The following is a 19,730-nucleotide window of genomic DNA, read 5'->3' on the forward strand; positions in this document are numbered from 1 at the left end:
GCGCCTAATTAAGTGCAAACCAAAAGAAGTTGGGAAAAAAGTCTTGAAAATTCAAAAACGCTAGAAACCACGTTACTGAAAACGTTGATTTCTAGCGCTTTTTTTGTTGTTACTTGCTAAGATTTAGCCGAAAGGATAGTTTCTTCTCAGCCTCTTTTTCCTACTTATCTAATTTAATCGAGTGCCCCACTGGCCGCCCCTTTAATTGGGTCGCTACCACCAAGGTAATGATAATCAAGGCCAAGGTAAAGTAGAAGCCGACGTGGGCCCCGGCCGTAAAGCGGGCTTGGGCCGAACCACTCGCCGCGTGCCGGCCTAATTCCAGGCACGAGGTCGCCAAAGCCGTCGCCAGGGCGCCGATCACTTGTTGGACGGTGTTTAAAATCGTCGAACCGTCCCCGGCTTCCCGCCCGCTCAAGGCGTTTAAGGCAGCCGTTTGGGCTGGTGACATCGCCAGCGGTGCCCCGATCATTAAGATCACGTGGGCAGCGATGATGTAGCCGATCTTAGCGTGGTCGGAGGCGACCGCCAACATTAAAGCGCCGACCAAAGCAATGACTAACCCCACTAAAGCGGGCTTTTTGGCGCCGATGTTATCGTACATCCGGCCGGCCACCGCTGACGTGACGGCATTGACAATCCCCCCGGGCAGCATGATCGCCCCGGTCAGGGCCACGGCGATCCCGATCCCATTTTGAATGTATTGGGGCATTAAGTACATTGCCGACAAAATAATGGCAAAGTCAAGCATCACGACCAAGGTCCCGACGGTAAAGTCTTTATTCTTTAAGACCTGCAGGTTCAAAATCGGGTTGGCTAAGTGCAATTGACGCCGGGCATAGGCCGCCAGGACCACGATCCCCACGATCAGACTGCCCAGGGTTTGCCAACTCCCCCAGCCATAGCGACTGGCCAGGCTAGCCCCGGCGACGATCCCAGAAAAGCCAATGATTGATTCAAGAATTGACAAGCCATCCACGTGCGGCTTAGTCAGTTCCCCAACGTTTTCCAGTTCAAAAAGCGCAAAGAGTAAGGCAATAACCAAGAACGGCAAGAAGAACCAGAAGATCCACCGCCATGAAGCCACCCCGAGAATCACCCCGGTCAAGGTTGGCCCAATCGCGGGCGCAAACATGATCACCAAGGCCATCGTCCCGTTGACCGCCCCGAGTTTTTCCGGTGGGAAGATCTGCATGGCGACCGCAAACATCAGCGGTAAGATCAAGCCGGTCCCGATCCCTTGAATCATCCGCCCGGCCAATAAGACCACAAACGACGGCGCCAAGGCGGAAATGATACTCCCCAAGATAAAGATCACCAGGGCAAAGATAATAATCTTTCGGGTCGAGAACCACTTCGCGATAATTGATGACAGCGGCATGATGATCCCGATCACCAGCATATAGCCGGTCACCAGCCATTGCAAGGTAGCCGCCGACATCCCAAAGGCTTCCCCTAATTTGGGCAGGGCAATGTTTAACGATGTTTCTGAAAACATCCCAACAAAGGCCCCCAGCAACATTGATACCATCGCCAATTTCGGGTGGCGAACCCGGTGGCGGACCGCCATTTGCGGCCGCGCCTGACTTTCGACGTTTTCCATGTGGTTGCTTCCTCTCTCAATAAATTCCGGTTAATTTTTTAAGCTCACGATTGATTACCTTACCAGAAATTTTTCGGCTTCGTAAGTAAAAAGTTATTCATCAATTTATTGAGTTAGCTCCCGCTGCGCTAAGCCCTTTCATTTTTAAACCGCAAATATTTTCATCATCACTTAAAAACGATCAAAAAACCGCGGCCCCACCCGGCCGCGGTCATTTTAATCATCAATTACTTTCAAGCGGTGCCAAGCCACCCCTAACATCAACAGGGTCCAAACGCCCCCAGCGACCAGGGAATTCTTCAAGTTCGCCGGCAAGCCCAGGAGCTGCCCAAAGCTGCCAGCCCCGTCCAACCAGGCCATGAAAATGCTCAACAGGTGAAACAGGACCGTAAAAGCCAACCCCATCAGCAAGGTCCGGCCCAACAACGCCCACCGCGCGTGGGGGAGCTGCGCTGCTGTTACCTCGTAGTCCGTCAGGTGCAAGCGCGCCGCTGCCACCCCCAGGTAGGTCATCGCCCCCATCAAAACAAACAGGTTAAAACCGCCGTAACTTAGCAAAATCGCTTCGGCCGCCGCCGGCCCGAGCGCGTATGCCGTCATGATGGCTACAAAAGTGCTCAGGAGCAATAAGAAGAACAGGGGCAAAATCACGTTGTTGCCTAACCGGTTAATTTCACCTCGTTTGTATTCGTCCAGCGGGCCGGTGATACCGTAAAAATGCTTCATAATTTTCGCATACATTAGTTTTCCTCCTCCCAAAACAGGGTGTTCAAGTCCGTCCCCAGCGCGTGGGCCAACTTGATGCACAGGTCCAAAGTCGGATTGTACTTATCATTTTCAATCAAATTAATCGTCTGCCGCGCCACCCCGACCGCTTGGGCTAGGGTGAGTTGGGAATAGTCCGTATAAGCGCGGCGAAATTCACGTACCCGGTTCATCGGCCCCCTCCTTTTTTGTCATGTATATTTGACTTTTGTCATCTATAATGTACACCCAACCCCGTTAGATGTCAATTATAAATGACACGGATAAGAAAAAGAAAAAGCCGAGGAAATCCCCGACTTACTAATTTACCATTGATTGAGCCAAGTCATCACCGCGTGCTTCCAACGTTGCCAATGGCTTAGCCAGGAAGTGTGCGACTGGTGCGTCGCGGCTTTTACCGCCGCCGGCTGGGGACTGGTCAGCTTGACCCGGGCAGTATTTTGGGCCGCCGCTTGCTCCGTCGTCAGGGCCACCGCATTGCCTTGGTCGTCATAGGCGACCCCATCCTTGACTGTCCAATCATTAATAATGTTGCCTTGCTCGTCAACCACCCGATCGCTAATGATCCGGTAGCCATTGGCCTTGGCTTGGGCCTGGGATTGGAGCGCTTGGGCCGTTGGAGCGGCTGGCTGCGTTACTGGCGTTTGGGTCGCCGCACTCGTTGACGTGGCTGGCGCGGTTGCCCCGGCCGAACTTGCGGCCGTAGTTTCCCCCTTAAGTTGGGCCAGGGTCGCTTGATCGCTGGCCAATTGGGCCTTGGCACTTTCGATTGCTTGGCGGATCGCCTTGCTTTGGGCCGGATCCGTCGCCACGACCGCCAGCTTAGCCTTTAACTGCTCAAGGGTCGCATTATCTTGGTCCACTTGGGCTTGGGCGGCCTGGATGGCGGCTTGTTTGGTCGCGGCTTGGCCGCTCGTTGCCGCTGAAGTTGGCTTGGCCGAGGAAGTTAGCGCCGTAGTCACGGTCGGCTCAGTATCGGCCCGGACCCCAGCGTTGGTGGCAACCACGCTGGTCGTGGTCAGGGTCGCGGCGATTACCAAAATCCCCGTTAACTGTTTAAAACTTCGCTTCATTGCTTAATCATCCTCATTAAAAATTCACATTTTCGTGCTTTCAATATTCATTATACTGAGTTCAGAACTAGATTACCAGAGAAACTGGTACTATATTGACTTTTGGAACGATTGACAATTTCTTAAGATGGACTTAGAAATTGGGAGGAGTTTTAAACAATGAAAAAGGAAAGTCTTAACATTGGTCAAGCGATCCGGTTCTTTCGCAAGCAAGAACACGTGACCCAAGAAAAGCTGGCGGAGGACAGCGGGTTATCGGTTAAATTTATCTCATTGCTGGAAAGCAACGAAAAGTCCAACATCAGCATCCAAAACTTGGCCAATATTGCCCACGCCCTGCATTTGGACCTGGCGACTTTGACCAGCCAAATGGAAACCAACATTCCCGAGCCTTCCTTACCCAGCAGCTCCCGGCAGTTGATTCAGGCCTTGGCCACCTTGCCGGAAGAGACCGCCAACCGGCTCAGCAAAAGTTTTCTCACCATCCTGCAAACCTTTCAAGCACAGGGTAAATAGCCCCCAGCCTCTGTTGGTTTTTCGAATATTACACAGATCACGTGGGAAATAACCGCAAGTCTAGTGGATAAGTACGAACGAAGAACGACGCGTACCGCGCCGACCTTCGTCCTAGCTTATCCATCCTGCTTGCCGAGAAGGTTATTTCCCACTCTCTTTTTCTAGCCTAATAAGTCGTCACCTGACTGGCGGCTTGGTCGATGGCCTGTTGCTGACTGGTAGTACGGTAGTATTGGTTCTTAAGTTGGCTGATCGTCGTCGTGGTCGTGTTAAAGCCTTGTTCGGCCGTCGTTTTGCTGGAATCATGGTCCAAGGTATAAATCGTTACCTGATCGCCATTGACGGTGTAGTAAACCGTCGAGGCCGCCGTCCCAGAACCGATCGCTTGCCGGCCTTGCGGGGCCGTCCCCCGGATCAACTTGGTCAGGTTGGTGTAGCCCCCAGCCCGGTAAATCAAGACTGCCAATTGGTTGTCCGTCAGAGTTTGTTGGGCTGAACTGGTTTGTGATTTGGCTGGCGTACTTTGGCTGGTGCTGGTAGCACTCATCGCGCTGCTTTGGCTAGCGGTACTGCTGGACGAAGCCTGCTTTGCACTGCTTTGGTGATCCTTCTTCACTTTGGCGGTGCTAGTGGCACTGCTACTGTCCTTGGCCGCTGATTGTTGGTTGCCACAGGCAGCCAGTGTAAAGGCTAAGCCCAGGCTGGCTGTAGCAAGCAAAAACTTCTTCATGTTATTAACCCCTTTGAGCCGAGCGGTCCCGGCCATCATTTTTGACCATCATAACACTGCAAGGGCTTGCAATTAAAATGATTTCCAAAAATTTTACGTCGCCTTAACGATTTGGTCCCATTTTTCATGGTTAATTCGTCGTTTGGGCTTGGCTGCCTGGTTCAGCCCCGCCCTTGGCTAAAACCTGGTCGATTTTCGCCTGCTCGCCGCCAAACTCCCGGGCCAATTCCACCTTGGAGTAAGTCTTCATTGCGTTCTTATTCCCCATGCCACCGAGGTTGGGCTTGGGTGCATCGTATTTAACGACCACGTTTTGGTCGCTGACGATCATCATCGTTGAGTGGGCGCCAAAGTCAATCACGTAAATGTTGCCCTGCTGCTGCCAGTGCATCCCCGCACTGTTACTCAAGAGCTGGTCCACCCCCTGACCATCGAGCTTCAAAAAGGCCATCAGGGCGTACTCGCTGGCGGAATACTGGCCCACCGACTGCCCGACCTGACTGCTGGTCGCCGCCCGGGCGGATGAACTAACTGGCGCGCTACTAGAACGGGATGAGCTGGTTGATTGCACCGCATGGCTAGTGGTCGATGAGGCCGCTGGTTCCGTAGTCTTTGACTGACCACAGCCCGCCAACACGCAGCCCAGCGCCACCACTAAGCCACAACTTGCCAGAATTTTCTTCATGCTTAAATCCTCCGTTGTCAATTTAGCGCCATTATAACATATGACAAAATCATCATTTTATAAAAAGGTCGCTCCAGCCCGGAGCGGCCTTTTAACGTGGCGCCGTAAAATTAAAGGCATTGTACCAGTGGTGCATTTCCGCAGCACTGACTGCCGGAATGTGCCAGCCATTCAAGCCACAAGCGCTCACCACCAGCAGCATTCCCAGCGCAATCAACAGTGCAGTCACCAGCCAGTAGCCCTTATTAAAGAAGGGGGGCATGGTTTGATTGACTGCGACCGCTTGTTGCTTGCCAAACCACCGCAGCACCATTTGCCAACCCCACGCCGTGCCCCGGAGCAGCAATTTCACCAAGCCCCAGGTTAAAACTAAGCTGAGCAAAAAGACACCCAGGCAGATCAAGGCCGCCCCTAATTCGGCCAAGCCATAGGCCAATCCGCTCTTGCCCAGGGCCACCAATCCCGCCGGGATCCCCATTACCCCAGCGAAGAGGGTAGCCACCGTCATGATCGCCAGGGAAAAGGGCACCGCCCACAGGGTGACGTAAAGCGACAACAACACGCAAATAAGCGCAAATAAAATGCCCAGCAAGGCCAGGGCAAACCCACCCCAGACCGGCAGACCCAAGATCACTAAAACAATGACCAGCGCCAATTGCGGCCCAGTCAACCACCGGCGGCGTTCCAAGCCTTCTTCAGTCATGATGTTGGCAACCACTTGCTTAGGCGTCCCCAGGTCAGCCAAGATGGCGGCCTCGGCTTCGCCATTGGCCAGGCGGTCTTCAATCAATTCCCGGTAATCACTGATGTAATCCCGAAAGTCCCGCACGCCCGCAAGACGCAAGCGCCAGCTTAACTCCCACAAATAGGTTTTCTTGGTCATCGCTTCTCACCTTTTCTTCATTACTTGCCCGATTAACCAGCCTAATAACATTAAGGCCACGACCACGCCCAGGACCGCCAAAAAGACCGTCAAGGCAAAGGAGATTAACCAGATCACCAGCGGAATTCCGAAGAGCAATAAGAAGATCACCACTAAGATCTCCTGCCAGGTCCACTTATGGCGCAGACGCACCCCCGGTTGGGCCAAAATGGCGGCCGCCACTTCCTTAGGCGTCCCTAAGTCAGTTAAGATCACCCCTAAGCGTTCATCCTTAGCCAAACGCTGGTCGATGATTTGCCGGTAATCGGCTACATAGGCTCCCGCATGCTTGACCCGGGCCCAAAAGAGCCACCACCAAAGCCGCAATAAATACCATTGTTTACGCATGTTCCATTGCCTCCCGAATAAATTGGTAAATCCGTTCCACTTCCGTCTGTTCCTGCAAAAAATCCACCACATCGGCTTGGCCCGTGGCCGTGAGGTGGTAGTACTTACGGTTGCGGCCGTCAGCTAATTCATTGTGACAAGTGACCTTGCCCTGCTTTTCCAAGCGCTTGAGAATCGGGTAGAGGGTTGATTCGGGCATTGCAATTACCGCCGCTAAGTCCTTGATGATTTGGTAGCCATAGGAATCCCCCCGCTCCAGTACGGCCAAAATGCAATACTCCAAAAAGCCTTTTTTGAGTTGTGGACTCATCGCCTTCCCTCCTCACTTTGTTATGCATAGTATAGCTTACCTGTAATACTTTGTAAAGCGTAGTACCTCGGTAAAAAGCATATGGCTTACACCATGCAAAAACGCCGCTGCGACCGGGACAAACCGGCCACGAGCGACGTTGCGCAAGCTTATTTATTTTGTTGGCGTTGGTGGCGTTGATTATGTTGGCGCCAATAGGGCAAAATGATCAAAAGCAAACTAATCGTGAGGTACAAGGGAAAATACCGAAAAACATCAACATTCCCCTGGGTCACAAAACTGACGGCCAGCACCGATCCCCAAAAGACAACTTCATACCCTAATACTTTGATCAATAAATCGATCCCCATTTGGCACTCCTTCCGTTCCCCCAGCTAATCGACCGGGTACCTGTTATTTTGATTAACGGTAGTGTACACCAAATCAAGGCCACGCACTGTCACCAATCAGTAAAGATTGGGTTACAGTTATTTTACAGGCGATTAGCCGCCAAAAAAAAACGCCGGGCACTCCTCATCCCCGACGCTAGCATGGGCTTAGATAAATTGAATCCCCCCGTCGATTTGGACGGCTTGCCCGGTCATGTAATCGGCCTTGGTAGACGCTAAGTAAGAAACGTAATTGGCGACATCCAGCGGAGTTTCGACCCGGCCCATCGTGATCAGCTTGGAGTATTGGTCCAGATATTGGCCTGGGGTCCCCCCGAGCTCTTCGACCATCCGGTTGTCGATTTGTTCCCACATCGCCGTACCGACGATCCCTGGGCAGTAGGCGTTGACCGTGATCTTGTGGCGCCCCAGTTCCTTGGCGGCGGCTTGGGTCAAACCGCGGACCGCAAATTTCGTCGCCGAGTAGGCCCCGAGCATGTCAAAGGCAATGTGGCCGGCGATACTGGAGGCATTGATGATCTTGCGGATGTGATCACCGTCAGCTTGCTTTTCGTATTGGGCTGCGGCCGCTTGAATCCCGTAGAGGGTCCCAAAGACGTTGACGGCAAAGATTTGTTGCATTTCTGCCGGTGTTTGATCCTTTAACAGCTTGATTTGCGCAATCCCGGCGTTGTTAACGTAGGTATCCAGCCGTCCAAATTCAGCCACCGCCGTTTGGACAAAGTGTTGGTGAGCTTCGGGTTTAGAAACATCCCCCTGAACACTAACGGCCTTAAAACCTTGCTCCCGTAATTCTGCGGCCGTGGTTTCCGCTGTATCACCATTGAAATCAGCAATCACGACTGCGTAGCCATCTTCAGCTAATTGTTCAGCGATTGCCTTCCCGATCCCTTGACCGGAACCCGTTACAACTGCGACTCGTGTTTCTGGTGTCATCTGCCAAGTCTCCTTTCGTGTAAGCGGTTACTTATCAACGACTCTATCTTAGCAGATTTCACAAAGTTATGGCAATCAAAAATCTAAATTAAATGGATATTTTTTGCATAACCACAATTGAGGACGCTTTCTTCGGTGTTAAAAAAGCTAAAAATGATAAAATATGCAAATTATCTCAAAACGTCAATTTCACAAACCAAGGCTACCGGGCCAGCTCCAACCCCCGGGCCCAAGCCCGAGCTTGGGTCGGACTGCTCAGGACCCGGCCCGGATTCAGGGCCGCCAGGTGGTAGCCGTTGGCTTCAATCGCCCGCTGTAGATTCGTCTGGCACCGGCTGTACCCGGAACCACCTGAGGTCGCAAAGCTTGCAAAGTATTTGCCGTTGAGGTCCACCTGATCGATCACCGCACTGATCAGGCGCGGCGGAATCCCCCACCAAATCGGGTGACCGAGGATGATGTTGGCATACTCTGCTGGATTGGGCCAATCGACCGTTACCGCCACCCGCTGGTTGTGGGCGTGTTGTTCCAGTGAGGTCCGCGACTGCGGATTGTGCCAATCCAGGTCCGCTTCGGTATACGGTTGGACCGGGTGGATCAGCGCCAAGTCGGCGGCCAATTCTTCAGCAATCACTCGGGCCAAGCGGGCCGTCGTTTGGGTGGCAGAATAATAGAGAACCAAGGTATTTGCCATTTGCTTTTCTCCCCTTTCATCACCTTAATTGTAATGGCTGGGTGGTGATTCGTGAAATACCCAAAGTCGCTGAGTGTTCATGCCTGATTCGTATTCCTCGCTTGCTATTAAAAAAGGCGCCGGTCCGACTTTTTAATCGCTATTTAGTGGCATCGAATTGATAGTTTGACGGATAGAAATTCAAGCGGTAAGCCCGGTAAGCATAGGTCCGGTTCGTAGCTGAGGCCTTGAGGGTTACGTTAAAGACCTGGTTGCCTTCCGCATCCACCTCAATGATGTTGCTTTCCTGCTCATTTTGTTTGTAACCAAAATCAATCAAGGTATTGCCGTTGCTCAATCGTTGAGCGTAGCCGATTACGCGGGTAAAGTTAGCTGTCCCCAGCGTTTTCCCGTACGACCAGGTTTGTTTGATCGTCATCTTTGATAAATCAATCGTGTAAGCCACGGCTTCAGAGTACTTGCCCGAGGTCTTAGCATTCCCATTGGTGACATTGATATTGTTGTTGTACAAGAGGATCTTTAGTTGCTGACCATGCTCACTCAAGAGGGTCAAACCGTGCTGACCACCAGTGATTGTAGTGCCCTTAGTTGGCGTCAACAGGTATTTGCGCCACTTCTTGGGCCAACTGGCTGCCTTTTTCCCTGAATAGATCCAATTGATTTTTTCCGTTTGGTAATTAAAGGACATAATCAAATCCTGGTTCCGCGCGGATAACAAGACGTTACCAGTCTTTTGGTCGTACCACAGCGCGTTGACGTGGAGCCAGTCGACCTTACCGGAACGCGAGCTGGTTTGGTGGTAGTTGCGATACATTGTCGCCGGCAGGAGCCGCTTTAAGTCGATGACCTTAACGACCTTGCCACTAGTACGGTCGACTTCAGCCAGGACGTCTTCCACGTATTTACCCCCGTCAGAAATCGTCACCAACAGGTTATGGTTTGGTAACTCTACGACGTCGTGGTGGACAGCGGTAATTGTACTTTCCTCGCTGCCCTTGCCGAGCTTACCACTTAATTTGTACTGCCGGCAAATCCGCCCGAGGTAGTCGGTTTCGGTCAGGGCGTTGTAGGACTTGGCTGTTTTACTGGTCCGGTTTTGCATCAGTAGGTGACCGTTGCTTAATTGGACAAAGGTGTGTTGACTCCACTTGGTCGAGTACCAGCGAATCTGGCCATCGGTGTCGATCGCGTAGGGTTCTTGGGCCGTTCGGTTAATTAGCGTCAGCGTATTTTGACCAATCGCCATCTTACTTTGATCTGATTTGGTGACCTTGATATCGGCCTGGCTGAGCGTTTTCGGTAATTTCCCGGTTTGGAGGGTCAAGGTTTTTGGTGGTCGTCTGACCATTGCGGTAGGTGACTTTAATCTTAACCTGGTTGGCGTAGTCAGCATACAGACCGACGACCGGGACCTGGTACACCCTTTGGTAGCCGCCGTTAACGGTATTAGTGATTGAGGTCTTGGCGCTCTTGTCCACCACCGTATAGCTGACCTTGGCCGCCTGATCAGTCGGAAAATCACCAACGCCGTCAAGGGTGAGGTCCGATACGGGTTGACCTTGGTATGGGGGTGATCCAAACTATAGGTCTTTTGTTTGACGATCTTAGCCAGTTGCTTGGTAAGCTTGGTCGTCGGGTTCTTCGTAATCAAGTGGGATTAATATTTTTGATGATCTGCTGGTTTGATAAAAGGTGCAGGCTACCGCGTTGCCACCACCATAGACCCCCGCTACCAAGTAAGAGGATAATCGCCACTAGACTGACCAACCAACGCCGTTTAATCTTCATCACGGTCACTTCCTTTCGCTCCCTTTGACAAAAAATAAGTGATGCCAGTTTACGAAAGAAGCCCAATGATTTTCGGATTCCGAACCGAATTTTCTGGTTAATAAGCATGAGCAGCCCGTGAACTTGGTGAATCAGGCATGAAAAAGGTTAAAAATTGCTTAATCAGCACTTTTGCATACACTGGATCTTTAGTTAATGAACTAGCGCTACCAAGCGACCTTGATTGCAACCCCAACTTGAACAGCGAAAAAAGCACCGCCTTTTTAGGCAGTGCGATTTGGCAATAAGGGCTATTTCAAGAAGTCCGGCGCCTGGAATTCGGGATTTGGCCAGTGGTAGAAGCCTTCGCCCGTCGTCGGTCCCAGTTTATTAGCATCGATGCGTTCCTTTTATCGGTGCCAACCAATCCGAAGTTAATTCAGCCGCTATTTCTAGTGAATTTAAAGTTAACTTTAGATTCGTCGTCAAACGAGCATCAATCTAAAATCAATTTCATATTCACGCAGCTCCCAACGTTAAAGGTGACCACCAAAAAAGTCCCGGGCTGCAGCCCGGGACTTTTAAGATAGTCTTATTCGTATTCAATCGTCGAAGGCGGCTTGCTCGTAACATCGTAGAGGATCCGGTTAACGTGATCGACTTCATTGACGATCCGAACCGAGATCTTTTGCAAGACGTCCCACGGAATTTGGGCAAAGTCGGCCGTCATCCCGTCAATGGAGGTCACGGCCCGGATAGCGACGGCTTCATCATAAGTCCGGCCATCCCCCATTACGCCGACCGAGCGAATCCCCGGCAGCACGGTGAAGTATTGCCAGATTGATTCGTTTAAGCCCGCCTTTTTGATTTCTTCGCGCAGAATCGCGTCACTTTCCCGCACGATTGCCAGCTTGTCGGGCGTGATTTCACCCAACACCCGGATCCCCAGCCCGGGACCCGGGAACGGTTGGCGCCAGACCAAGTCGTGGGCAATCCCCAGCTTTTCCCCCAGCGCCCGGGTTTCGTCCTTAAAGAGGCTACGCAGGGGTTCGATCAGCTTAAAACCCATCTTTTCCGGCAGCCCGCCGACGTTGTGGTGGGACTTGATCGTTTGCGCCGTATCCGTCCCGGACTCAATCACGTCGGTGTACAAGGTCCCTTGGGCCAAGAATTCGGCGTCCTTGAGCTTTGCGGCTTCTTCATTGAAGACTTCAATAAATTCAGCCCCGATGATCTTGCGCTTTTGTTCCGGATCAGTCACGCCCTTGAGCTTGCCCAAGAAGCGGTCAGCGGCGTCGACCTTGATGATGTTGACCCCTAAGTCGCGGTTCAAAGCATCCATCACGGATTGAGCTTCATTTTTCCGCAACAGCCCGTGGTCGACAAAGATCGCCGTTAATTGGTCGCCAATCGCCTTGTGAATCAAAACGGCGGCCACACTGGAGTCAACCCCACCGGAGATCCCCATGATCACTTGCTTGTCGCCGACCGTTTGACGGATGTCTTCGATTTGTAAGTCGATAAAGTCGTCCATTGACCAGTTGGCCTTGGCGCCACAAACATCGAAGGCGAAGTGCTTTAAAATGTCGAGTCCGTATTGGGTATTACGCACTTCAGTGTGGAATTGCAGGCCGTAGAACTTCTTGGCATCGTTGGCCATCGCTGAAATCGGGCAGTTGGCACTCGTGGCCGTCACTTCAAAGCCGGCTGGCGCTTCTTTCACCAGATCCCCGTGGCTCATCCAAACGTACTGGTCCTTCGGCAAGTCCTTAAACATCACCGCATCATCACTTAAGACTTGGATGTCGGCCCGGCCGTATTCGGAATCCTTGGCCGCTTCGACCTTCCCGCCCAAGTTTTGGGCCATCAGTTGCATCCCGTAGCAAATCCCTAAAATCGGAATCCCCAGTTCGTAGATTTGCGGATCAACGGTAAAGGCATCCTGGTCGTAAACGCTGTTCGGTCCCCCAGAGAAGATAATCCCCTTTGGGTTGATCGCTTTGATTTCTTCGGCCGTGATCTTGTGCGAGAGCAATTCGGAGTAAATCCCGAAGTCCCGAATCCGCCGGGTGATCAATTGGTTGTACTGGCTCCCAAAGTCCAAGACGATAATCTTGTCGAAGGCATCCAGGTTGATGTTTGCCACAATTCCCACTCCTTTATATTGGTTTAAAACTTACCAATCATTGTACGGGCTTAACCGAACGAGGTCAAATAAAAGAATGATGAGAATTTAAGGGGCAAAGAATTACTCCCGCCGGCTTCCCCATTTAATTGCTTTCTGGTCGAATCCCGAACTTTTTGTTTTTTCAATCGTCAATTTATCGGAACTGCCCCGCAGGTGGTTAAGATTTCCTTATTGATCTTTTTTGACCAATCCAGCCTGTTATAATAAAAGTTAGCAAATCGGAAAGGATGGTCATCGCACCATGGATATTTACGGTCAATTTGGCCCCCGCCTGCACGACGTGTTAACCCGGCTGACCGACCAGATTGAACAACTCAGCCACCAAGAAGTCGCCGCGGGGCGGCCGAAACTTTACGAGCACCTGATTGGCCGGGTCAAGACCCCGGCCAGCATGGCCGAAAAGTGCCAGCGCAAGGGCTTTGCGGTCTCGACGCACGCCGCCTTGCGCGACTGCCAAGATGCCGTCGGGGTGCGGATCGTCTGCAATTTCATTGATGACGTCTATCGCTCCTTAAAGTTGCTGCGGCAGGCTTCGTGGTGCCAAATCGTCGAAGAAAAGGACTACATCACCAACGCCAAGCCCAATGGTTATCGTTCTTACCACGTGATCTTAAAGTTTGAAACGCCCTTTGCCGACGTCGATGGCGCTACGCCTGGCTATTATTACGCCGAGATCCAACTGCGCACGATTGCGATGGACTCCTGGGCCAGCCTCGAACACGAAATGAAATACAAGCACGATGTCAAAGACGCCGCCCGGATCAGCCGGGAGTTAAAGAGCGTCGCTGAACAGCTGGCCGCCTGTGATATTCAGATGCAGACGATTCGCCAGTTAATCCAAGAAAGCTAAAGGAGGGAAATGATATGTCCCTACGTGTGTTAATCGCCGAAGATGAACAACAACTCGCCCGCGTGCTTACGGCCGCGCTGCAAAGTATCAATTACGAGGTAACCGCCGTGGAAAACGGGGAGCTTGCCGTTAAGGCCGCCCAAGAAAATGCCTACGACGTAATCATTTTAGACATCATGATGCCGGTCAAAGACGGCTTGACCGCCCTCAAGGAAATCCGGGCCAGCGGGGATCGGACCTACGTGATGATGCTGACGGCAATGGCGGAAGTCGACGACCGGGTAACCGGCCTGGACGCCGGCGCTGATGATTACCTCACCAAGCCCTTCTCACTTAAGGAATTACTGGCCCGCCTCCGGTCCCTAGAACGCCGTAACGAAGAGTACGATGACGACGTCTTGACCTTTGCGGATCTGACCTTGGACAACAACGAGCAACGCCTCGAGGCCCATAATTCCATCAGCCTCTCCAAAAAGGAAACCCGCCTCTTGCAATATTTGATCTTAAACGCCGGCAAGGCCCTCTCAACGGCTGATTTAATCAATCACACTTGGGATGATGATGACGAAGCCGCCGATGCCCAGGACCTCTGGATCAATATCTCCTATTTGCGCCAAAAATTGCAGGCGGTCAATTCCACGGTCCAAATCACCGGGGAAAAAAGCGGCCCCTTCACCTTACTGCAACCATAGCGAGGAGGTGGGGCGATGATTCAAAAACTACGCCGGAAATTTATCCTGATCTCAACCGCAGCCCTGCTATTGGTGTTAACCACGGTCATCGGTAGTTTGGTCGGCACGACTTATTATAAAGCCGACCAAGAAGTCAAAGCCGTGTTGACCACCCTGGTCGACCACCAAGGTGACATCCCCACGACGGCCACCCCCCTCAAGGGTCAGGGGAAAATGAACCGGGAAGGGATCTTTCAGTACCGTTACTTCAGCGTCAGCTTTGATCAGACCGGCCAGATCGTCAAAGTCAATGACAACCATATTTCCACCGTTGAATTGGAGGAAATCAAAGCGCTCGCGGCCCAATACCGCCACCGGCGGGGGCACGGCCACGCTTTTTATGATGGGACCACCTACGCGTACCGCCGGGGCAAGCAGGGCAAGCTCACCACGATTGTCTTCTTGGATGAAACCATCCTGATGGCCCGCGTCAACCAGATCTTCCAGTCGGCAATTATCCTCGGGCTGGCCTCCTTGGCCCTGTACACCCTCCTGTTGGCCCTCTTTTCCAAGCGGGCGATTGAGCCAATCATCAAGGCCGAACGGCGGCAAAAGGAGTTTATTACCAACGCCAGCCACGAGCTCAAGACCCCCTTGGCCATCATCAGTGCTAATAACGAGATGGTCGAATTGCTCAACGGCGAAAGTGAATGGACGCAAAGCAACCACCAGCAGATTACCCGGCTAACCCAGCTGATCAACCGGCTGGTCGCTTTGGCCCGGCTGGAGGAACGGCCGGCCATGGTGATCACCAAGCTCGATGCCTCGGCGGTCATTCAAACCGTTACCACCAACTTCCGGACCTTGATCGAGCAAGACCACAAAACGTTGGTCACCAAAATTTCGCCCGAGCTGCACATCAAGGCCGACGAAGGCTACTTCACCGAACTGGTTAATATCTTCGTCGATAACGCCGCCAAGTACTGTGATGAAGGCGGCACGATCAAGGTCTTGTGGCGGCCAACCAATAAGGGGCGCAATGCTACCTTGCTGGTTGCGAATTCTTACGCGGCCGGTGAAAACGTTGATTACGCCAAGTTCTTTGACCGCTTCTACCGCAACGATACTTCGCATAATCAAGCCAAGCAGGCCGGCTTTGGGATCGGGCTGTCAATGGCCCAGAACCTCGTAGAAACCTTCAAGGGGAAATTAAACGTCCACTACAAGGACGGAATGATTTACTTCGTGGTGAAATTTAAGTTAGAGAAATAGCAGCGCGGCTGGGCAGAAACTATCTTTTCGACTAAAACTTAGCAAGTCGCAACACCAAAAAGCGCTAGCAATCAACGTTTTCAGTAACGTGGTTGCTAGCGCTTTGGCATTTTTAAAACTTTTTTTCAGCCGCTTAATCTTCCCGCAAGTAAATCCGGTCAATTTTATGGTTCGTGGTCTTATGCAAGATAATATCGGCCCGGTTGCGGGTCGGCAGAATATATTCGTTTAAATTTGGTAAATCAACCCGCCGCCAAACGTCCTTGGCCATCGCAAAGGCATCCGCCCGGTCCCCCTGGGCGTAGGAATAATAGTAGTTATTAGGGTCTTGGAAGGCGGTATCCAACAGCATCCCAAACCGTTCCAAGTACCACTGTTCGACCAATTCCGCATCGGCATCGACGTACACGGAGAAATCAAAGAAATCACTGACGTACAGCGGCTGCTTACTTGGCAGTTGCAAGACGTTGATCCCCTCGACAATCAAAATGTCTGGTTCAATGATCCATTGCGGCTCATCCATTACATCATAGACGCTGTGCGAATACGTCGGCGCCGCCACCCGGTCTTCGCCGGCCTTGACGTCATTTAAAAAGGTCAGCAGCTTTTCCATGTCGTAAGATTCCGGAAAACCCTTGCGGGCCATAATCCCGCGTCGCTCCAATTCCGCATTGGGGTACAAGAAACCGTCGGTGGTGATCAATTCGACCCGCAGGTCCGGCATCAATTTGTGCAAGAGAATCTGCAAGAGCCGGGCGCTGGTGCTTTTCCCTACCGCCACCGACCCGGCAATCCCGATAATATACGGTACCCGCCGGTTGGATTTCTTTAAAAAGGTCATCTTTTGCAAGTGCATCTGCTGGTAGTTTTGGTACTGCAGTTGCAAGAGCTTAATCAAAGGCAAGTAGACTTCTTGGACGTCAGCCAAGGAGATCTGGTCGTTTAAAGATTTGATTTCATCCAGGTTCTCCTGGGACAACATCACTCGCTCACTAGGAAAAAAGCTGTGCCAAGTCGCCCGGTCGAACTGATCGTAGTTTAACCATTCGTTCATTTTACCGCTCCGTTTTGAAAAACTTAATAAGTTTATTGTACCACATCTGGCGCCGATGATAGCACTTTCATCATTAGCGGTGAGCAGCAGCTGATTTGAAAAAGAAATTTATTTTTGCTAGGGTAGAAGTAGATAAAGGGGGGAATTATTCTTGGATCTAGACATACAGCCCGTCCGATCGGGCTTAGCTGACTACCAAGAAATCAAGCAACTTTACATGCGCGCCTTTCCGGCCTATGAGCGGGAAAAGTGGGCCTGGCTGATCTTCAAAAGCCACTTTAAGCACGCCGATTTCGAGGCCTTTTATGACCAGGGGCAATTCGTGGGCTTTGCCTACGTGATCCACGTCAAGGGCCTGCATTACGTTTTGTACTTAGCCGTCAACGACCGCTTGCGCTCGCAAGGCTACGGCAGTCGGATCTTGACGACCTTAAAGCAACACTACCACGGGGTGCCCTTGGCCTTAGACGTTGAAGCACCCGACCCTAAGGCGGCTAATAACCACCAGCGGCTGCGGCGGTTAGCCTTCTACCGTAAGAATGGTTTTCGCCCAACAAGCCGCAAAATGAAGGACCCGGAAGTCACCTACCAGGTCCTAACCACCACCAACCACTTTAACGGCCAAAAAGTCGACCACGTCTTTGACTGGTTCGAATGGCCCTTTGGTTGGCTCGCAAAATAGTTTGACTTATTCGGTCCGCACAGATCTGAGATCCGTGCGGACCGATTTAGCTTTACACCAAAAAAGTGGGCTGCCCCAACTTAGGAGGCACCCCACTTTTTAATTATTTGGGAAACTTCAGCGTCGTATCATCCTTGAGTTCCGGCGCGTCCGTCGTGTAATCATCAAAGGTCGACTTATCGTCATTTTCCGTCTTCAAGCTGGTCTTCTTGTCCTTTTGCGCCTGCTTGAGCTTCTTTAAGCTCTTCTTGAGGTTGTAAGTGTAGTCCTTCTTATTGACGTCCTTAAAGCCTGGCAAGTGGTAGAAGCGCAGCAAGTCGCCGTTGATTACCTTGTCTGACAGCCCGAGGTCGGTCGTGACGTACTTTTGAATGGCGTCAAACTTGGCTTGTTGGGCCTTGGTTGGGTTGGCAATTGGCTTGCCATTCTTGGTGTAGAAGTACTTCCCATCGTACTTGGTGTACTTTGGCGTGACCCAATCCCCATTTCTAAACGGCACGATTTGGTTGCGGTCAGCCGACAGGAGGTCTTGCCCAAACTGAAGGTACTTATTCGAGGAAATCCCCAACAGGTCTTCTAAGGTCGGCAAGACGTCGATTTCACCCCCGTAGGTGTGATTGATCCCGCCTTGCAAGCCCTCGGCATTGATCATAAACGGCACTTTTTGCCACATCGCCAGGTCGTAGCTGGTAACGTTCTTCTTACCCAAGACCTTGGCAATCGCTGGTTTGTGGTTGTTCGAGATCCCGTAGTGGTCCCCATACAAGACCAAGACCGTATTCTTGCGCAAGCCCGTCTTGTCCAAGTAATCCAAGAGTTCCTTGACCGATTGATCCAGGTAGTGGGCGGTTTGGACGTACGGATCCACCGTGTTGTCCCCCGTCTTTAAGGCCGGAAAATCGGTGTTTTTCTTGTCGATAATGTACGGATAGTGGTTCGTAACCGTAATCAGCTTGGCATAGAATGGTTGCGGCAGTTGTTCCAAGTAGTAGGACGTGTCCTTTAAGAACAGCTTATCCTTCATCCCGTAACCCAGCACGTCGTCTTTAACCTGCGGGTAGTATTCCTTGCTGAAGAAGTACTGGTAACCAAAGGACTTATAGGCATTATCCCGGTTCCAAAAACTTGGCACGTCGCCGTGGAAGGACGCCGAGGAGTAGCCCAGCTTTTGGTCTAAGATCGCCGGGGCGGCTTGGAACGTATTGGTCGTCCCGTTGGTACTCATCGCCGAGCCTTCCGGCAACCCAAAGAGCGAGGCTTCCAGCATCAATTCGGCATCGGAAGTCTTCCCCTGCCCAACTTGGTTGAAAAAGTTGTCAAAGGCCAGGGTATTGCTGGAATGGTAGAGCGAATTGATCGTTGGCGTGACTTCTTTGCCATCGACCTTGTAATCAATCAGCCACTGCTGGAAACTTTCCAGGTGCAAGACAATGATGTTTTTGCCCTTCAAAGTCCCATAGTAAGTAGCATTGGGCCCCGCATAGTGCTGCTTTAAGAAGCGTTGGACCGGCGCGAGATCCTTTTTATTGGCCTCAGCCTTAATCGCGCTGTTGTGGGTCGTCTTGACCCCATCGTAGACGGTGTAAAATTCCAACCCGAGGTACTTGACAATGTAGTTGTTGTCAAAGGTCCGGGTCAGCAATTGACTCCGGTCCGAATAGGCCATTCCGAGGTTGGCCCCAAACAGCAACAACCCAATTGCGGTAATCGTGGCAGCATAGCGCCGTTTGAAATAGCGCATGTCCACGCGGATCCAGTGGGCCAACAACACAATGATAATCAAAATCACGTCGGCGTAGACCATAAAGTCGGACGGGTGAATGATCTGCGCTAAACTCTTGCCGAGGTTATCTGATGAGCTCCCCGACCCCTTAATCACGTTAAAGGTAATAAAATCGGAAAATTCCCGGTAATACAAGATGTTGGCAAAGAGCCACGTCGACAAGAGGGCGTTGATAATGCTCATCAGCCAGTAGGACAGGCGCCCCCGGAAGTACAGGGCGATCCCCAGCAAAATGATGGCGCTTGGCAGGGTATTAAAGGCGAGCAAGAATTGTTGGACGCTCGTCGTGGCCCCTAAGTTAAACTTGGTTTCGTACGCCCAGAGGCTCTTGATCGCAAACAAGAGCACACTCAAAGCAAAGAAGCCCAGCTTGGTATTAAGGCCAGCCCTGACTTTTTGCAACGCTGTTTTCATTAATTTTTTCCTCCATCAAATTAATCAACACTCACCATCATACAATAATGCACCGCGTCTGTAACGGTTTGGGCGGTG

At 51.7% G+C, this 19,730-nt stretch carries 23 protein-coding genes; 5 read left to right on the top strand and 18 right to left on the bottom strand.

Features of this window, described 5'->3' with window-relative positions:
• Positions 1-160 precede the first annotated feature (160 nt).
• The 4 genes from FC43_RS08310 to FC43_RS08325 all read right to left on the bottom strand — a co-directional run bounded on the left by FC43_RS08310 (position 161) and on the right by FC43_RS08325 (position 3,441).
• Positions 161-1,603 (bottom strand): DHA2 family efflux MFS transporter permease subunit, encoded by a 1,443-nt coding sequence (locus FC43_RS08310; protein ID WP_056955335.1) that lies wholly within the window; start codon positions 1,601-1,603, stop codon positions 161-163.
• A 216-nt stretch (positions 1,604-1,819) separates the two neighbouring features.
• Positions 1,820-2,344 carry a DUF3278 domain-containing protein gene (locus FC43_RS08315; RefSeq protein WP_056955336.1) on the bottom strand — a complete coding sequence of 175 codons (525 nt, stop codon included), beginning with the start codon at positions 2,342-2,344 and terminating at the stop codon, positions 1,820-1,822.
• Positions 2,344-2,541 (bottom strand): helix-turn-helix transcriptional regulator, encoded by a 198-nt coding sequence (locus FC43_RS08320; protein WP_056955337.1) that lies wholly within the window; start codon positions 2,539-2,541, stop codon positions 2,344-2,346. The genes FC43_RS08315 and FC43_RS08320 overlap by 1 nt, the downstream gene beginning before the upstream one ends.
• Before the next feature lie 132 nt (positions 2,542-2,673).
• Positions 2,674-3,441, bottom strand: a complete 768-nt coding sequence (locus FC43_RS08325) for a hypothetical protein (RefSeq protein WP_056955338.1) — start codon at positions 3,439-3,441, stop codon at positions 2,674-2,676.
• Positions 3,442-3,600: 159 nt separating this feature from the next.
• On the opposite strand from FC43_RS08325, the gene FC43_RS08330 reads away from it, so the two are divergent.
• Positions 3,601-3,957, top strand: a complete 357-nt coding sequence (locus tag FC43_RS08330; protein WP_056955339.1) for a helix-turn-helix domain-containing protein — start codon at positions 3,601-3,603, stop codon at positions 3,955-3,957.
• Between the two features lie 166 nt (positions 3,958-4,123).
• Here FC43_RS08330 and FC43_RS08335 read toward each other — a convergent pair whose 3' ends face one another.
• From FC43_RS08335 to guaA, 12 genes are all read right to left on the bottom strand, one after another.
• Entirely contained in the window at positions 4,124-4,687 is a 564-nt protein-coding gene (locus FC43_RS08335; RefSeq protein WP_056955340.1) for an Lreu_0056 family protein, read from the bottom strand.
• A 130-nt stretch (positions 4,688-4,817) separates the two neighbouring features.
• Positions 4,818-5,372: a hypothetical protein gene (locus FC43_RS08340; protein ID WP_056955341.1), complete on the bottom strand. Its 555-nt coding sequence runs from the start codon at positions 5,370-5,372 to the stop codon at positions 4,818-4,820.
• Between the two features lie 91 nt (positions 5,373-5,463).
• A complete protein-coding gene (locus tag FC43_RS08345; RefSeq protein ID WP_056955342.1) occupies positions 5,464-6,255 on the bottom strand; it encodes a DUF1700 domain-containing protein in 792 nt (263 codons plus the stop codon).
• A 6-nt stretch (positions 6,256-6,261) separates the two neighbouring features.
• On the bottom strand, positions 6,262-6,642 hold the full coding sequence (locus FC43_RS08350) for a DUF1700 domain-containing protein (protein ID WP_056955343.1): 381 nt from the start codon (positions 6,640-6,642) through the stop codon (positions 6,262-6,264).
• A complete protein-coding gene (locus FC43_RS08355; RefSeq protein ID WP_056955344.1) occupies positions 6,635-6,952 on the bottom strand; it encodes a PadR family transcriptional regulator in 318 nt (105 codons plus the stop codon). Before FC43_RS08355 ends, FC43_RS08350 begins: the two co-directional genes overlap by 8 nt.
• 149 nt (positions 6,953-7,101) lie before the next feature.
• A complete protein-coding gene (locus FC43_RS08360; RefSeq protein WP_019206448.1) occupies positions 7,102-7,302 on the bottom strand; it encodes a hypothetical protein in 201 nt (66 codons plus the stop codon).
• A 186-nt stretch (positions 7,303-7,488) separates the two neighbouring features.
• Positions 7,489-8,277 (bottom strand): acetoin reductase, encoded by a 789-nt coding sequence (locus tag FC43_RS08365; RefSeq protein ID WP_056955345.1) that lies wholly within the window; start codon positions 8,275-8,277, stop codon positions 7,489-7,491.
• A gap of 202 nt (positions 8,278-8,479) precedes the next feature.
• Positions 8,480-8,971, bottom strand: a complete 492-nt coding sequence (locus tag FC43_RS08370) for a flavodoxin (protein ID WP_056955346.1) — start codon at positions 8,969-8,971, stop codon at positions 8,480-8,482.
• Positions 8,972-9,110: 139 nt separating this feature from the next.
• Positions 9,111-10,319 (bottom strand): aryl-sulfate sulfotransferase, encoded by a 1,209-nt coding sequence (locus FC43_RS08375; RefSeq protein WP_235807607.1) that lies wholly within the window; start codon positions 10,317-10,319, stop codon positions 9,111-9,113.
• Positions 10,219-10,452, bottom strand: a complete 234-nt coding sequence (locus FC43_RS11415; protein WP_338086424.1) for an aryl-sulfate sulfotransferase N-terminal domain-containing protein — start codon at positions 10,450-10,452, stop codon at positions 10,219-10,221. Before FC43_RS11415 ends, FC43_RS08375 begins: the two co-directional genes overlap by 101 nt.
• A gap of 166 nt (positions 10,453-10,618) precedes the next feature.
• A complete protein-coding gene (locus FC43_RS11420; protein ID WP_235807608.1) occupies positions 10,619-10,759 on the bottom strand; it encodes a hypothetical protein in 141 nt (46 codons plus the stop codon).
• A gap of 571 nt (positions 10,760-11,330) precedes the next feature.
• Positions 11,331-12,884, bottom strand: coding sequence for a glutamine-hydrolyzing GMP synthase (guaA, locus tag FC43_RS08380; RefSeq protein WP_056955347.1), 1,554 nt, complete (start codon positions 12,882-12,884; stop codon positions 11,331-11,333).
• Positions 12,885-13,167: 283 nt separating this feature from the next.
• Between guaA and FC43_RS08385 the strand changes: the two genes are divergently transcribed.
• From FC43_RS08385 to FC43_RS08395, 3 genes are read left to right on the top strand one after another with little or no spacing between them, the layout of a single operon-like run.
• Positions 13,168-13,776 carry a GTP pyrophosphokinase gene (locus FC43_RS08385; RefSeq protein ID WP_019206443.1) on the top strand — a complete coding sequence of 203 codons (609 nt, stop codon included), beginning with the start codon at positions 13,168-13,170 and terminating at the stop codon, positions 13,774-13,776.
• Positions 13,777-13,790: 14 nt separating this feature from the next.
• Positions 13,791-14,468, top strand: coding sequence for a response regulator transcription factor (locus FC43_RS08390; protein WP_056955348.1), 678 nt, complete (start codon positions 13,791-13,793; stop codon positions 14,466-14,468).
• A 15-nt stretch (positions 14,469-14,483) separates the two neighbouring features.
• On the top strand, positions 14,484-15,719 hold the full coding sequence (locus tag FC43_RS08395; RefSeq protein ID WP_056955349.1) for a sensor histidine kinase: 1,236 nt from the start codon (positions 14,484-14,486) through the stop codon (positions 15,717-15,719).
• 133 nt (positions 15,720-15,852) lie between these two features.
• Here the strand turns inward: FC43_RS08395 and coaA are convergent, their stop codons facing one another.
• On the bottom strand, positions 15,853-16,773 hold the full coding sequence (gene coaA, locus FC43_RS08400; RefSeq protein ID WP_019206440.1) for a type I pantothenate kinase: 921 nt from the start codon (positions 16,771-16,773) through the stop codon (positions 15,853-15,855).
• 151 nt (positions 16,774-16,924) lie between these two features.
• Between coaA and FC43_RS08405 the strand changes: the two genes are divergently transcribed.
• A complete protein-coding gene (locus FC43_RS08405) occupies positions 16,925-17,455 on the top strand; it encodes a GNAT family N-acetyltransferase (RefSeq protein ID WP_056955350.1) in 531 nt (176 codons plus the stop codon).
• Positions 17,456-17,558: 103 nt separating this feature from the next.
• On the opposite strand, the gene FC43_RS08410 is transcribed toward FC43_RS08405, so the two are convergent.
• Positions 17,559-19,652 carry an LTA synthase family protein gene (locus FC43_RS08410; protein WP_056955351.1) on the bottom strand — a complete coding sequence of 698 codons (2,094 nt, stop codon included), beginning with the start codon at positions 19,650-19,652 and terminating at the stop codon, positions 17,559-17,561.
• Positions 19,653-19,730 lie beyond the last annotated feature (78 nt).

The organism is Limosilactobacillus ingluviei DSM 15946 (assembly GCF_001435775.1).
Taxonomy (GTDB): Bacteria; Bacillota; Bacilli; order Lactobacillales; family Lactobacillaceae; genus Limosilactobacillus; species Limosilactobacillus ingluviei.

Bases quoted from the DNA above. Each gene is read 5' to 3' on its own strand.
- FC43_RS08310 (WP_056955335.1), bottom strand. From the start codon at position 1,603: ATGGAAAACGTCGAAAGTCAGGCGCGGCCGCAAATGGCGGTCCGCCAC.
- FC43_RS08315 (WP_056955336.1), bottom strand. From the start codon at position 2,344: ATGTATGCGAAAATTATGAAGCATTTTTACGGTATCACCGGCCCGCTG.
- FC43_RS08320 (WP_056955337.1), bottom strand. From the start codon at position 2,541: ATGAACCGGGTACGTGAATTTCGCCGCGCTTATACGGACTATTCCCAA.
- FC43_RS08325 (WP_056955338.1), bottom strand. From the start codon at position 3,441: ATGAAGCGAAGTTTTAAACAGTTAACGGGGATTTTGGTAATCGCCGCG.
- FC43_RS08330 (WP_056955339.1), top strand. From the start codon at position 3,601: ATGAAAAAGGAAAGTCTTAACATTGGTCAAGCGATCCGGTTCTTTCGC.
- FC43_RS08335 (WP_056955340.1), bottom strand. From the start codon at position 4,687: ATGAAGAAGTTTTTGCTTGCTACAGCCAGCCTGGGCTTAGCCTTTACA.
- FC43_RS08340 (WP_056955341.1), bottom strand. From the start codon at position 5,372: ATGAAGAAAATTCTGGCAAGTTGTGGCTTAGTGGTGGCGCTGGGCTGC.
- FC43_RS08345 (WP_056955342.1), bottom strand. From the start codon at position 6,255: ATGACCAAGAAAACCTATTTGTGGGAGTTAAGCTGGCGCTTGCGTCTT.
- FC43_RS08350 (WP_056955343.1), bottom strand. From the start codon at position 6,642: ATGCGTAAACAATGGTATTTATTGCGGCTTTGGTGGTGGCTCTTTTGG.
- FC43_RS08355 (WP_056955344.1), bottom strand. From the start codon at position 6,952: ATGAGTCCACAACTCAAAAAAGGCTTTTTGGAGTATTGCATTTTGGCC.
- FC43_RS08360 (WP_019206448.1), bottom strand. From the start codon at position 7,302: ATGGGGATCGATTTATTGATCAAAGTATTAGGGTATGAAGTTGTCTTT.
- FC43_RS08365 (WP_056955345.1), bottom strand. From the start codon at position 8,277: ATGACACCAGAAACACGAGTCGCAGTTGTAACGGGTTCCGGTCAAGGG.
- FC43_RS08370 (WP_056955346.1), bottom strand. From the start codon at position 8,971: ATGGCAAATACCTTGGTTCTCTATTATTCTGCCACCCAAACGACGGCC.
- FC43_RS08375 (WP_235807607.1), bottom strand. From the start codon at position 10,319: ATGGTCAGACGACCACCAAAAACCTTGACCCTCCAAACCGGGAAATTA.
- FC43_RS11420 (WP_235807608.1), bottom strand. From the start codon at position 10,759: ATGAAGATTAAACGGCGTTGGTTGGTCAGTCTAGTGGCGATTATCCTC.
- FC43_RS08385 (WP_019206443.1), top strand. From the start codon at position 13,168: ATGGATATTTACGGTCAATTTGGCCCCCGCCTGCACGACGTGTTAACC.
- FC43_RS08390 (WP_056955348.1), top strand. From the start codon at position 13,791: ATGTCCCTACGTGTGTTAATCGCCGAAGATGAACAACAACTCGCCCGC.
- FC43_RS08395 (WP_056955349.1), top strand. From the start codon at position 14,484: ATGATTCAAAAACTACGCCGGAAATTTATCCTGATCTCAACCGCAGCC.
- coaA (WP_019206440.1), bottom strand. From the start codon at position 16,773: ATGAACGAATGGTTAAACTACGATCAGTTCGACCGGGCGACTTGGCAC.
- FC43_RS08410 (WP_056955351.1), bottom strand. From the start codon at position 19,652: ATGAAAACAGCGTTGCAAAAAGTCAGGGCTGGCCTTAATACCAAGCTG.